Here is a 13,073-nt window from a genome sequence, read left to right on the forward strand (position 1 = left end):
ACCATCGATCAAGGCGATAGTTCATGGCCTCACATGAAGTGCTGCTGGCGTTCGTCCAGGCCGCCACCCAGGGCTCCTTTTCCGCTGCCGCACGCAAGCTGGGCAAGAGCCAGTCCACCATCAGCGCGGCGGTGGCGAGCCTGGAGATCGACCTGGATGTCCAGCTGTTCGATCGCAGCAGCCGCAAGCCCGGGCTGACACCGGCCGGGCACGTGCTGCTGCAGCGCGCCGAAGAGATTCTCGCCGCCACCAGCCGCCTGGAAATGACCGCCAGCCAACTGTCCCGAGGGGTCGAGGCGAAACTCACCATTGCCCTGTCCGACACCTACCAGTCGGATCGTTTCGAAAGCTGCCTCAGCGCCTTCGAGCAGCGTTATCCGGACCTGGAGCTGGAATGCCTGATCGCCGAGTGCGAAGACCTGATCGCCCTGGTGCAAAGCGGCCGGGCGCACATCGCCTTTGCCGAGCAGCAGGACGATTACCCGGCGGACCTGGAGCACAAGACCCTGGATGAACGGGGTGAAATGTCGCTCTACGTGTCGCGCAACCATCCCCTGGCAGAGCGGGATCAGGTCGACGAACAAGCCCTGCGCCAGCACCGGGAACTGCGCCTGGCGACCGTGCTCAACCCTTACGAGAGCCGGAGCCAGGGCCGGGTCTGGTCGGCCCCCAGCTACCTGATGCTGCTGGAGATGGCCCAGGGCGGCTTTGGCTGGGCGCCCCTGCCGCGCTGGCTGGTGGAAGGGTTCGGCGCAGACAGGTTGCAGGAGCTGCAGGTCCGTGGCTGGCCACGCACCGTGGCGGTGGACGCGCTCTGGTCACGCCTGCACCCACCGGGTCCGGCGGGCAGCTGGTTGCTGGCGCGGATGCTGCAATGACCGCGTTCACCGGCTCCTGGCCGCCCCCCGCCAGGCGCCCTGAATCGCCAGCCTCTAGCGGGAGCCGAGCTCGGCCAGGCGCTGTTCGAGAAAGCGTCGCTCGGGGCCTTGCCGGGCCAGGGCCAAGGCGTGCTGGTAGGACTCGCGCGCGGCGGCGATATGCCCCAGTTGCCGGCAGAAATCGGCCCGCGCGGCATGGGCCAGGTGGTAATCCTGCAAGTCGCCACGCTGCAGGATGGCCTCCACTTGCTCCAGCCCCGCAGCCGGTCCATCGCGCTTGGCCAGGGCCACGGCACGGTTGAGGCGGATCACCGGCGAAGGCTGCAAACGCAGCAGGATGTCATACAGACCGACGATCTGCGCCCAATCGGTCTGTTCCGCACTCGCGGCTTCGGCATGCACCGCGGCAATCGCTGCCTGCAGGCAATAAGGCCCCGCGTGCCCGCTGCGCAGGCCGCGCTCCACCAGGGCGCAACCGTCCGCGATCAAGTCCTGCTGCCACAACGAACGGTCCTGCTGGTCCAGCAGGATCAACTCGCCAGTGGCAGAGATCCGCGCCGTGCGCCGTGACTCGTGCAACAGCATCAGCGCCAGCAGGCCCATCACCTCCGCCTCGGGCAACAGCTCCAGCAACAGGTAGCCCAGGCGAATGGCTTCGCGGGTCAGCTCGTCTCGGGTCAGCTCGGCGCCCATGGAGGCCGAGTAACCCTCGTTGAATACCAGGTAGATCACCCGCAGCACGCTCTCCAGGCGCTCGGGCAACTCACTCAGTTGCGGCACCTGATAGGGAATCCCGGCGTCGCGGATCTTCGCCTTGGCGCGCACGATGCGCTGGGCGATGGTGGCCGGGGTGACCAGGAAGGCCCGGGCGATTTCCTCGGTGCTCAGGTCGCAGATCTCGCGCAGGGTCAATGGCACCTGGGCATCCGCCGCCAATGCCGGGTGGCAGCAGGTGAAGATCAGCCGCAGGCGGTCATCCTGCACATCCTCGACGCTCCAGTCGTCCTGTTCGAGCTGTTCCAACTGGCTGAGCAGCGCCGCCTGGGAGGCCGCGAAGCGCGCTCGTCGGCGCAGGGCGTCAATCGCCTTGAAGCGGCCGACCGACACCAGCCAGGCCCGGGGGTTGTCGGGCACGCCATCGGCCTGCCAGCGTTCGACAGCCACGAAGAAAGCCTCGTGCAGCGCCTCCTCGGCCAGGTCGAAATCCCCCAGCAGGCGGATCAGGGTGGCGAGGATCCGCCGCGACTGCTCGCGATAGACCTGCGCCACCAGCCCCGCCAGCGCCTCCCGGTCTTGCTCGGCCATCAGTCCGGCAGGCCCTGGGTCACCAGCGCCACCAGGCGCTCCAGGCTCTGCCCCCAACCGTCATGAAAGCCCATGGCTTCGTGAGCCTTGCGGTCGGCTTCGCTCCAGTGCATGGCACGGGCGGTGTAGAGGGTCTTGTTGCCCTGCTCCTCGAAGGTCACTTGCGCCGTCATGAACGGCTTGCCCGAAGGAATCCAGCCCGGCAGGTAGGCATCGGTAAACACCAGCCGCGACGGGGCGTCGATCTCCAGGAACACCCCCATGGTCGGGTACTCGCTGCCGTCCGGAGCGCGCATCAGGGTACGAAACTGGCCGCCGACCCACAGGTCCATTTCGCACTCCGGGGTGGTCATGCCATGGGGCCCCCACCACTGGACCAGCAAGGCCGGCTCGGTCCAGGCGCGAAATACCGTATTGCGCGGTGCGTCGATCAAGCGGCTGATCGACAATTCATGCTCGGCGGACCTGCGGCCCGCGGTTGGGAATGTCATCGAAAAACTCCTGTTCAGGGGGTGTTCAGGGCTTCAATTCACGTACCGGACGCACTTCGACGCTGCCGACCCGGGCGGCCGGAATATGCCCGGCGACCTGGATCGCTTCATTCAGGTCCCGGGCCTCGATCAGGTAGAAACCGGCCAGCTGTTCCTTGGTTTCGGCGAACGGGCCGTCGGTGATCGACAGCTTGCCGCCGCGCATGCGCACCGTGGTGGCGCACTGCACCGATTGCAGCGCCTCGGCGGCGAGCATCCGCCCACTGCCCTGCACCGACTCGGCATAGGCCAGGCACTCGGCGTCCTCGGGACTGTCGGGCAGGCTGTGCAGCAAGCGCTCGTCGCTGTAGACCAGGCATAGGTATTTCATGGGCACCTCCGGACTCGGGCTGAGCAACTATGGTCGCTGTTTTGCACTTTGGCGAACCGCTCGCTGTTCAGGGTTGCAGGTCGAACCGGGTGGTCCCGGTGAGCATGTCGAACGGCGCCGACCAGTGCTCATGCACCACCTGCCACTGGCCGTCGCGACGTTGATAGGCGGCGCTGACGCGCATCCAGCAGGCCTTGGTCACGCCCTCGGCGTCGGTGCCGCCGCAATGGGCCAGCCAGTGGGCGAAGGCCAAGTCTTCGTCGGCCCGCACCTGCAGTTGGTGGAACTCGAAAATGCCCGGGCCGGGGCAAACCTGCATGCACGCCTCCCAGTGCGCGCGATAGGCGGCCTTGCCCTTGAACTGCAAGGCCCCGACCGCATCGAAGGAGGTGATGTCATCGGCGTAATAGCTGACGATGCGCTCGATATCCCGGGCCAGCACCGCTTGCTGCCAGTGGTCGATCAGGCTGCGCACCTGCGCTTCGTTGGATGGATTGAGCATGGCCAAACTCCTCGTGAGTGAAATCAACCGCGGTGAACAGCCCCGGCACACCGGGCCCTGGCTGTTCGGTTCACCCTTAGTCGCCTGGCCATTCGCGCAATCGACAAGCCACAGAAAAAAATTTACCCGTTGCACAAAATCGCTAGAATCCGCCCCCTCCTCCCGACCGGATCGCCCTGCCCGTGACCACACGCCTCGTGCCTTATGAACAGCTCGACAGCCACCAGCATGCGCGCTTGCTGGAGCTTGAAGTGCGGCCCGGACAGAAGGCGTTTAGCGGGGACATTCATGGCGCGCTGCACTCCCTGGTCAATGCGCCCCAGGGGGCGATCAAGGGCTTTGCCCTGCTCAGCGACGAGCGGCCGGTGGCCTTTGTGCTGCTCAAGCGCCCGCCCTGCCTGCCGGCCTGGGCCGACGCCGACAGCGCCAGCCTGCACGCCCTGCAAGTGGACCAGCGGTTCCAGGGTCAAGGCTTCGGCCAGGCCTGCCTGCAAGCCATTCCCGCCGCCGCGCGCCAACAGTGGCCCGGGCTCAAGGGCTTGAACCTGGCGGTGGACGGCGACAACCAGCCAGCCCTCAGGCTGTACCGCAAGCTGGGCTGGGTGGAGAACGGCGAGGCCTGCAAGGGCCGGGTCGGCTATGAGCGGCGGATGGTGCTGGCGTTCTGAGTGACCCGAGTGGGCCAGGAACGATCCAGATCCGCGGCGTTTCTCTTCATCAAACCGACGGTTTCACTGCATCAGCGCGCAAGACTCAGCACCATCTCATGCCAGGCCATGCCGCCGTGGTCCGACGCCGAAGCCTTGACGTAGACAAAACCGAAGCGCTGGTACAACGCCACGTGGCGTTCCTTGCACATCAGGTGGATACGCGCCTTGCCCATCTGGCCCATGCGCGCGATGAAGGCGTTCAGCAATTGCCGGGACAGGCCCAGGCCCTGGAAGTCCGGGTGCACCACCACCGACATGATCACCACTTCGGAACCGGCCGGGTCGTGGCCGATCAGTTCCTTGAAGGCTTCATCGGCCATCTGCACCTCGAAGGTGGCGCCGGCGTTGATGAAGCCGGCCACCACGCCGTCCACCTCGGCGACGATAAAACCCTCGGGCCAGGTGGCGATGCGGGTGGCGATCTTTTCCCGGGTCGCGGCTTCGTCGCCTTCGTAGGCCAGGGTTTCGATGGCGAAGCAACGGTCCAGGTCGGTGGGCAGTACGGTGCGGATCAGCGGGTTCGAAGCGGTCATGGGGCGGCAACCTGAAGTCGGTGAAGGGTGGCGGATTCTAGCAAGAGTGGCGCCGCGCCGAGCCTGGCGTATGCAGGGCATAGGGATCATCGGGGACGCCGTAAAGCTTTCATATAAACCCTGGCAAGCAGGCCGCCCAGGGATTATCTATCAGCTCCCCGACGCCTGCTGGCCGGCCCTGTCGAGCCGGTCGTGCCGCGTCTTGCCCACAGGACCTTCCCCATGAGCAACATCCAGATCGGCCTTTTTCTGCTGTTCGGCATCGCCACCTTCGGCTGCATCACCCTGTACATCGACTTTGTGCATGAGCGGCGCCGCGGCGAGAAATCCCTGAGCGGCGCCACGCGCCGGGATCAGAGCCCCACCAGGCGATAACCCACCTGCAACTCGGTGATCAGATGCTGGGGCTGCGCCGGATCGGCCTCCAGCTTCTGCCGTAGATGGGCCATGTGCACCCGCAGGTAATGGGCGCGGTCGACGTAATCCAGGCCCCAGACCTCCAGCAGCAGCTGGCGATGGGTCAGGACCCGGCTCTGGCCGCGGATCAGCGCACAGAGCAGGCGGTATTCGATTGGCGTCAGGTGCACCAACTGCCCTTCACGGCGCACTTCATGGGTCGCCAGGTCGACCTCGATCACCCCGAAGTTCACCTTGCTGGTGGCCGCTGCCGCGCCGCTCTGGCCATGACGGCGCAACTGCGCGCGAATCCGCGCCAGCAGCTCCGGCACGCCGAACGGCTTGACCAGGTAGTCGTCGGCCCCGGCGTCCAGGGCGGCGACTTTCTCGTCTTCCCGATCCCGGGCCGAAAGCACCAGGATCGGCACCGCCAGCCAGCCGCGCAGCTCGCTGATCAGTTGCTTACCGTCGCCGTCCGGCAGGCCCAGGTCGACGATCACCAGGTCCGGCTGACGGCTGGCGGCATGGATCAGCGCGCGCTTGACGCTGTCGGCCTCGAACACCTGGAAGCCTTCGTCCTCCAGGGCAATGCCGACAAAGCGGCGGATATTGGCTTCGTCCTCGACGATCAGGATGCGTGGGCTGCTCATAGGGCTTCCAGGGAAGGCGGTTGTCCCGCCGGCAAGGTGATGACAAAACTCAGCCCGGCGTCGGCGTGAGGCTGGGCCTCGATCCGCCCGCCATGGGCTTCGACGATGCGTTTGGCCAGGGCCAGGCCCAGGCCGATGCCGGCCACGGCGGACTCCTGCTGGCCGCGGCTGAAGGCTTCGAACAGGCTGTCCGGGGAACTGCCCTTGGGGCAGCCGGGGCCGGAATCGCTGACCTGCAAAATGATCTGCTGGTCGACCTGACGGGCACTGATCTGCACCAGGGTGCCGGCCGGAGTGTACTTGGCGGCGTTGTCCAGCAGGTTCACCAGCACCCGTTCCAGCAGCAGCGCGTCCACTTCCACCAGGGGCAACTGCGGCGCCATGACGACCCGCAACTGATGCTTGGCCAACGGCTCGCGCAACTGGCGCAGGGCGCTGCCGACAATTTCCTCCAGGGAGTTCCACTGGCGCTTGAGGCGCACGCCACGCTCCTGCATGCGCGCCATGTCCAGCAGGTTCTCGATCAGGCGCTGCATGGACGAGGCCTGATCGTGGATACCCGCCAGCAGGGGCTTGAGCGGGCCCTCGGTGGCGTGGGGCAAGGCGGCGTCGGCGGCGCCGATGATGGTGGTCAGGGGCGTGCGCAGGTCGTGGGAGATCGCCGCCAGCAACGTGTTGCGCATGCGCTCGCCCTCCATCTGCACCACGGTGCTCTGGGCCACTTCGACGTAATGCACGCGCTCCAGGGCAATCGCCAGCTGGCTCATGCACGCCTCCAGCAGGCGCCGCTCCTCCGGTTCGGCCAGGCGTTCGGCATCCGCCAGTTCCAGCACCAGCACCCCGCGCACCCGCATCGGCGCCTTGAGCGGCAGGTAGCAGCCCTTGGCGGCTGCCAGGGTGTCGGTGCCGCGCCCCGCCGGCTGGGCGTGGTCATAGGCCCACTGGGCGATGCTTTCGTCGATGGTCAGGACATTGGCGCTCAGGGCGCGCACGCGATTGTCAGCGTCCGGCAGCGCCAGCCCGACCCGGGCCTCGAACACCCCGCTGAAGGTGCGCAGGGCCACGGCGCAGATCTGCTCCTCGGTCAGCGCCGCCGACAACTCCCGGGCCAGCCCGGCCAGGGAAGTGGCGCGGCGCTCGCCCTCGGCAGCGGTGCGCGCCTGATGGCGCAGGCGCGCGGTGAGCTGGCCGGTGATCAGGGCAATGCCGAGCATCAGGGCGAAGGTGAAGAAGTACTGGGTGTCGTTGACCGTGAACGACCACACCGGCTGGACGAAGAAGAAGTCGAAGCACAACACCGCCAGCATCGCCGCCCAGACGCCCGGGCCGCGCCCAAAGCGCAGCGCCACCAGCACCACGGTGAGCAGGAACAGCATGACCACGTTGGCCGGGTCGAACACCTGGAGCAGCAGCGCCGCCACCGCGGTGGCGGCAAAACAGGCAAGGCTGGCCCACAGGTAGGCCGGCGCGCGGCTCGGTGGCAGCCCGGCCTCGGGCTTGTCCGCAGGCACCGGGCGTCGGCTCAAGGGGCCGTTGGCGATCACGATCTGATCGATCTCCGGATGCTGGCGGCTGATCCGGTCGCTCACCGACTGGTGCCAGAACTGCCAGACCTTGCGCGGGTAATGGCCCAGCACCAGGCGATTGGCATTGTGCTCGCGGGCACAGGCCACCAGCGCCTCGGCCACGTCCAGGCCGGGCAGCGTCGCGGTTTCGGCGCCGAACTCGGCGGCCAGGGCCAGGGTCTTCATCGCCGCCGCATAACGGCTGGAGCCGTGGCCGCGGCGCTGCGCCGAGGCCACGTGCACCACCATCCAGTCGGCTTCGAGCTTCTGCGCCAGGCGCGCGGCCTCACGCACCAGGCGTTCGTCCGCCGGATCACCGGCCACCCCCACCAGCAGGCGCTCGCGGGCCGGCCACAGGGCATTGATCGAGCGTTCGCGGCGGTAGTCGCGCATCTGCGCATCGACCCGGTCGGCGGTGCGGCGCAGGGTCAGTTCGCGCAGGGCCAACAGGTTGCCCTTGCGAAAGAAATGCCGTGAAGCCCGCTCGGCCTGGGGCCCCATGTAGACCTTGCCGTCCTTGAGGCGGCGCAGCAGGTCATCCGGCGGCAGGTCGATCACCAGCACTTCGTGGGCTTCGTCGAACAGGTGATCGGGCACCGTCTCGCGCACGCGGATGCCGATGATGCCGCTGACGATGTCGTTGAGGCTTTCCAGGTGCTGGACGTTGAGGGTGGTCCAGACATCGATCCCGGCCCGCAGCAGTTCTTCCACGTCCTGCCAGCGTTTGGGGTGGCGCGAACCGGGGACGTTGCTGTGGGCCAGCTCGTCCACCAGCAGCACCGCGGGACGCCGCGCCAGGGCGGCGTCCAGGTCGAATTCGGGCAAGGCGTAGTCGCGGTGCATCAGGCGGTGACGCTCCAGCACTTCCAGGCCTTGCAGCAGCTCGGCGGTTTCCCGCCGGCCATGGGTTTCCACCACCCCGGCCACCACGTCGCGGCCCAGGGCCACTTCGCTGCGGGCGGCGGTGAGCATGGCGCAGGTCTTGCCGACCCCGGCGTTGGAACCAAAATAGATCCGCAGCTTGCCGCGCTGGGCGGCCTGTTCATCCTGCTGCAGCTTTTCCAGCAGCGCGTCGGGGTCGGGACGCCCGTCGCGGGGCGGGGAACTCGCATCGAGCACAGTCATGAGCTTCCTTAAATGAACAATGCGGCGCTCCGGGGAGCGCCGCATTGTCAGTCCTTGCCTCAGACCAGGCCAAGCCCGGCCAGCAGCATGTCGATCAGCTTGATCCCGGCAAAGGGCACCAGCACCCCGCCCAGGCCATAGATCAGCAGGTTGCGGTTAAGCAGGGCCGCCGCACCGATGGATCGGTACTTCACCCCCTTGAGCGCCAGGGGGATGAGGAACACGATGATCAGCGCGTTGAAGATCACCGCACTGAGAATCGCCGAGTTCGGGCTGTTGAGGTGCATCACGTTCAGCGCCGCCAACTGCGGGTAAGTGGCGACGAACGCGGCCGGTACGATAGCAAAATACTTGGCCACGTCGTTGGCCACGCTGAAGGTGGTCAGGGCGCCGCGGGTCATGAGCATCTGCTTGCCGACTTCCACCACCTCGATCAGCTTGGTCGGGTTGCTGTCCAGGTCGACCATGTTGCCGGCTTCCTTTGCCGCCTGGGTGCCGCTGTTCATCGCCACGGCCACGTCGGCCTGGGCCAGGGCCGGGGCGTCGTTGGTGCCGTCGCCGGTCATGGCCACCAGCTTGCCCTTGGCCTGGTAGTCGCGGATCAGTTGCAGCTTGTCTTCGGGACGGGCCTCGGCGAGGAAGTCATCGACCCCGGCCTCCACGGCAATCGCCGCTGCGGTCAGGCGGTTGTCGCCGGTGATCATCACGGTCTTGATGCCCATGCGCCGCAGTTCGGCAAAGCGCTCCTTCATCCCGCCCTTGACCACGTCCTTGAGTTCCACCACGCCCAGGGCCTGGGCGCCGTCGCTGACCACCAGCGGCGTGCTGCCGCGCCGCGAGACTTCATCCACCTTGGCCTGCAAGGCTGGCGGGAAGCTGCCCCCCAGGGCTTCGATGTGCCGGCGAATGGCATCGGCCGCGCCCTTGCGGATGCTGCGCCCCTCCGGCAGGTCGACGCCACTCATGCGGGTCTGCGCGCTGAACTGCACGAAGCTGGCGCCCAGGGCCTCGATATCGCGGCCACGGATGTCGAACTTCTGCTTGGCCAGCACTACGATGCTGCGGCCTTCCGGGGTTTCGTCGGCCAGGGAAGCCAGTTGCGCGGCGTCCGCCAGCTCGCTGTCCTTGATTCCCGGGGCCGGCAGGAAGGCGCTGGCCTGACGGTTGCCCAGGGTGATGGTGCCGGTCTTGTCCAGCAGCAGCACGTCGACGTCACCAGCGGCTTCCACAGCGCGCCCGGAAGTGGCGATGACGTTGGCCGACATCATCCGGCTCATGCCCGCCACGCCGATGGCCGAGAGCAGGCCGCCGATGGTGGTGGGGATCAGGCACACCAGCAACGCCACCATCACCGTGGCGCTGATCACACTGCCGGTGCCGCTCATGGCCACGGCGAAGATCGAGTACGGGCTCAGGGTCACGATCACCAGCAGGAACAGCAGGGTCAGCCCCACCAGGAGAATGGTCAGGGCCACCTCGTTGGGGGTTTTCTGGCGCTTGGCCGATTCCACCATGGAGATCATGCGGTCCAGGAACGACTCGCCGGGGTTAACGCTGATGCGCACCACCAGCCAGTCGGACAGCACCTTGGTGCCGCCGGTGACCGAGGAAAAGTCGCCCCCGGCCTCGCGGATCACCGGCGCCGATTCACCGGTAATGGCGCTCTCGTCCACCGTGGCCACGCCTTCGATGACCTCGCCATCCAAAGGCACCAGGTCGCCGGCCTCGATCAGCACCACCATGTCCTTGCGCAGCTCGCTGGCGGCCATCGGCAGCCAGGCGGCGCCATGCCTGGGCTGCTGCAACAGTTTGGCCAGGGTCTGGCGCTTCATGCCCTTGAGGCTGGCGGCCTGGGCCCGGCTGCGGCCCTCGGCCAGGGCTTCGGCGAAGTTGGCGAACAGCACGGTGAACCACAGCCACAGGGTGATGCTGAGGATGAAGCCGCTGGAGGCCTCGCCCTCGCCGCCCAGGGACTGGAACCACAGCAGGGTGGTGAGGATGCTGCCCAGGTAGACCACGAACATCACCGGGTTCTTCCACTGCGCCTGGGGCAGCAGCTTCTTCACCGCATCCAGGCACGCCGTGGACAGCAGCCCACGGTCGAACAACGCTATACGAGGGTTCTTACTCATGATCGGTATCTCTTACTCACTGACCGCAAGGGGCGAGGCAGGCACGGGTGCCAGGGCATCCAGCGCGAGATTGAGTTGCAGCACATTGACCCGGGGCTCGCCCAGCAGGCCGAAGGTGCGGCTTTCGCTGTGGGCCTGCAGCAGCGCCTGCAGCTCGGCCAGCGGCAGGTTGCGCAGGCGGGCCACCCGGTTCAGTTGCAGTTGGGCGTTGGCCAGGGAGATGTGCGGGTCCAGGCCGGAAGCCGAAGCGGTCACCGCGTCCACCGGCACCGGAATGTCCGCCGCCAGGCCGTTGAGCTGGCGGTAGGCGCTGACCCGCGCGGTCACGCTGTCCACCAGCTTCTGGCTGGTGGGGCCCAGGTTGCTGGCACCACTGGCCCCGGCGTTGTAGGGCTGGGGCACGCTCTTGCTCGGGTCCAGCGGATCGCTGCCCAGGGTCATGCTCGGGCGACCCTGGAAATACTCCGGGCGACTGAAGGACTGGCCGATCAGCTTTGAGCCCACCACCAGGCCGTCACGCTGCACCAGGCTGCCCTGGGCCTGGAACGGGAACAGCAGGTTGGCCAGCACCGTGGTCGCCAGCGGATAGGCCAGCCCGGTCAGCAGCATGAAGAACACTGCCGCCACCAGCACCGGGCGCAACAGGCCCTTGAACAGCACCACAGTGGTGCCTTGGGTTTGCATTTGCGTAGTCATCACAACCCCTTACTTGTAGGTCTGGCCGGCCAGCAACTGCAGTTGCTCCACCAGCGGGCCGAGCGCGAGGGCCGGCAGGAAAGTCAGGCCACCGACCACCAGCACCACGAACACCACCAGGAACATGAACAGCGGCGTGGCGGTGGGAATGGTGCCGGCACCGGCCGGGATGTTCTTTTTCGCCGCCAGGGAACCGGCCACGGCCAGCATCGGCAGCATGGTGAAGAAGCGCCCCATGAGCATCGCCAGGCCGATGGTGGTGTTGAAGAACGGCGTGTTGGCGTTGAGCCCGGCAAATGCCGAACCGTTGTTGGCGGTGCCCGAGGCGTAGGCGTAGAGCACCTCGCTGAAACCATGGGGGCCAAGGTTGTTGAGGCTGTTCAGGGTGTCCGGCCACAACGCTGCCAGGGCGGTGAAACCCAAGATGCAGATCGGGTGCGCGAGCACCGAGAGCATCACCAGCTTGATCTCCCGGGCCTCGATCTTCTTGCCGAGGAATTCCGGGCTGCGGCCGATCATCATGCCCACCAGGAACACCGTCAGCAGGGCGTACTGGATCAGGTTGATAAAGCCCACGCCGTCACCGCCGAACACGCAGTTGAGCATCATCTGCGCCAGGGGCACGAAGCCGCCCATGGGGGTCAGCGAGTCGTGCATGGCGTTCACCGAACCGGTGGTGGCGCCGGTGGTGGTGGTGACGAACAGCGCGGTGTCGGCGATGCCGAAGCGCAGCTCCTTGCCTTCCATGTTGCCGCCGCTCTGGGTCGCCGACAGTTGCTGGTCGACACCGACCTGGGTCAGCAGCGGATTGCCGCCCTGCTCCGCGGTGAAGACGATGGCCAGGAAGCCGACGAACATCACCAGGAAGGTGCCGAAGAACACCCAGCCCTGACGCCGCCGCAGCAGCATGCTGCCGAAGGCGTAGGTCAGCGCCGAAGGGATCAGCAACATGCTGAGGATGTGCAGGACGTTGGTCAGCGGGGTCGGGTTCTCGAACGGGTGGGCGGCGTTCATGCTGAAGAAGCCGCCACCGTTGGTGCCGATGTGCTTGATCGACTCGAAGCTGGCCACGGCGCCGACGATCAACTGCTGCTGGGCGCCTTCCAGGGTGGTGGCCAGGGCCTGGGAGTTGAGGGTCTGGGGCATGCCCTGCCAGACATAGACCAGGGCCATGACCAGGCACAAAGGCAGCATCACCCGGTACAGGGTGCGGGTGAAGTCGACCCAGTAGTTGCCGATATCCGCCGAGCTGGAACGGCTCAGGCCGCGAATGAAACCGGCCGCGGCGACAACACCGGCGGTGGCGCCGACGAACATCAGGAAGGTGATCACCGCCATCTGGCTGAAGTTCGACAGGCTGCTTTCCCCGGAGTACGCCTGCCAGTTGGTGTTGGTGATAAAGGACGCGGCGGTGTTGAACGCCAGGTCCGGGGTCTGCGCTGCCAGCCCCAGGGGGTTGAGGGGCATGACGCTTTGCAGGCGCAGCACCAGGTAGCCCAGGAGCATCATCGCCGCGTTGGACAGCAACAGCGCCGAGCCATAGCGGGCCCAGCCCATGGTTTCGCCGGGGTCGATCCCCAGCAGGCGGTAGGTGGCCCGCTCGGGCAAGGCGTGACCGCGGCCGCTGAAGACCCGGGCCAGCCATTTGCCCATGAGTACGGCGAGCCCGGTCATTACCCCGAGGATCACCGCGTATTCCAGCACAGTACTCAACATGTCG

The 13,073-nt window shown here is 66.7% G+C and carries 13 protein-coding genes; 3 read left to right on the plus strand and 10 right to left on the minus strand.

Going from position 1 to position 13,073, the window contains the following annotated elements; genetic code table 11:
• The first annotated feature begins 23 nt into the window (after nt 1-23).
• Nucleotides 24-878: a LysR family transcriptional regulator gene (locus PST29_RS22670; protein ID WP_060844398.1), complete on the plus strand. Its 855-nt coding sequence runs from the start codon at nt 24-26 to the stop codon at nt 876-878.
• 54 nt (nt 879-932) lie between these two features.
• Here PST29_RS22670 and PST29_RS22675 read toward each other — a convergent pair whose 3' ends face one another.
• From PST29_RS22675 to PST29_RS22690, 4 genes are all read right to left on the minus strand, one after another.
• Nucleotides 933-2,183, minus strand: a complete 1,251-nt coding sequence (locus PST29_RS22675) for an RNA polymerase sigma factor (protein ID WP_060844399.1) — start codon at nt 2,181-2,183, stop codon at nt 933-935.
• Nucleotides 2,183-2,674: an SRPBCC family protein gene (locus PST29_RS22680; protein WP_060840637.1), complete on the minus strand. Its 492-nt coding sequence runs from the start codon at nt 2,672-2,674 to the stop codon at nt 2,183-2,185. Before PST29_RS22680 ends, PST29_RS22675 begins: the two co-directional genes overlap by 1 nt.
• A gap of 25 nt (nt 2,675-2,699) precedes the next feature.
• Entirely contained in the window at nt 2,700-3,044 is a 345-nt protein-coding gene (locus PST29_RS22685; protein ID WP_060840638.1) for a YciI family protein, read from the minus strand.
• A gap of 67 nt (nt 3,045-3,111) precedes the next feature.
• The gene (locus PST29_RS22690) at nt 3,112-3,546 is read right to left on the minus strand and encodes a YybH family protein (protein WP_060844400.1); all 435 of its coding nucleotides are present in this window, start codon (nt 3,544-3,546) and stop codon (nt 3,112-3,114) included.
• 182 nt (nt 3,547-3,728) lie between these two features.
• On the opposite strand from PST29_RS22690, the gene PST29_RS22695 reads away from it, so the two are divergent.
• A complete protein-coding gene (locus PST29_RS22695) occupies nt 3,729-4,214 on the plus strand; it encodes a GNAT family N-acetyltransferase (protein WP_060844401.1) in 486 nt (161 codons plus the stop codon).
• 71 nt (nt 4,215-4,285) lie between these two features.
• Here PST29_RS22695 and PST29_RS22700 read toward each other — a convergent pair whose 3' ends face one another.
• A complete protein-coding gene (locus PST29_RS22700; RefSeq protein ID WP_060840641.1) occupies nt 4,286-4,789 on the minus strand; it encodes a GNAT family N-acetyltransferase in 504 nt (167 codons plus the stop codon).
• A gap of 222 nt (nt 4,790-5,011) precedes the next feature.
• Here PST29_RS22700 and PST29_RS32285 point away from each other — a divergent pair, with 222 nt between their 5' ends.
• A complete protein-coding gene (locus PST29_RS32285; protein WP_164990749.1) occupies nt 5,012-5,164 on the plus strand; it encodes a hypothetical protein in 153 nt (50 codons plus the stop codon).
• Here PST29_RS32285 and PST29_RS22705 read toward each other — a convergent pair.
• Genes PST29_RS22705 through kdpA form a run of 5 tightly spaced genes read right to left on the minus strand, consistent with a single transcriptional unit; the run spans nt 5,143 to nt 13,069 of the window.
• Nucleotides 5,143-5,835: a response regulator gene (locus PST29_RS22705; protein ID WP_060840642.1), complete on the minus strand. Its 693-nt coding sequence runs from the start codon at nt 5,833-5,835 to the stop codon at nt 5,143-5,145. The genes PST29_RS32285 and PST29_RS22705 overlap by 22 nt on opposite strands.
• A complete protein-coding gene (locus PST29_RS22710) occupies nt 5,832-8,525 on the minus strand; it encodes a sensor histidine kinase (protein WP_060840643.1) in 2,694 nt (897 codons plus the stop codon). Before PST29_RS22710 ends, PST29_RS22705 begins: the two co-directional genes overlap by 4 nt.
• A gap of 59 nt (nt 8,526-8,584) precedes the next feature.
• Nucleotides 8,585-10,657, minus strand: a complete 2,073-nt coding sequence (gene kdpB / locus PST29_RS22715; RefSeq protein ID WP_060840644.1) for a potassium-transporting ATPase subunit KdpB — start codon at nt 10,655-10,657, stop codon at nt 8,585-8,587.
• 12 nt (nt 10,658-10,669) lie between these two features.
• Nucleotides 10,670-11,353 (minus strand): potassium-transporting ATPase subunit KdpC, encoded by a 684-nt coding sequence (gene kdpC / locus PST29_RS22720; RefSeq protein WP_060844402.1) that lies wholly within the window; start codon nt 11,351-11,353, stop codon nt 10,670-10,672.
• 9 nt (nt 11,354-11,362) lie between these two features.
• Nucleotides 11,363-13,069 carry a potassium-transporting ATPase subunit KdpA gene (gene kdpA, locus PST29_RS22725; protein ID WP_060840646.1) on the minus strand — a complete coding sequence of 569 codons (1,707 nt, stop codon included), beginning with the start codon at nt 13,067-13,069 and terminating at the stop codon, nt 11,363-11,365.
• Nucleotides 13,070-13,073: the final 4 nt, after the last annotated feature.

This window comes from Pseudomonas sp. St29 (assembly GCF_001547915.1).
Lineage (GTDB): Bacteria > Pseudomonadota > Gammaproteobacteria > Pseudomonadales > Pseudomonadaceae > Aquipseudomonas.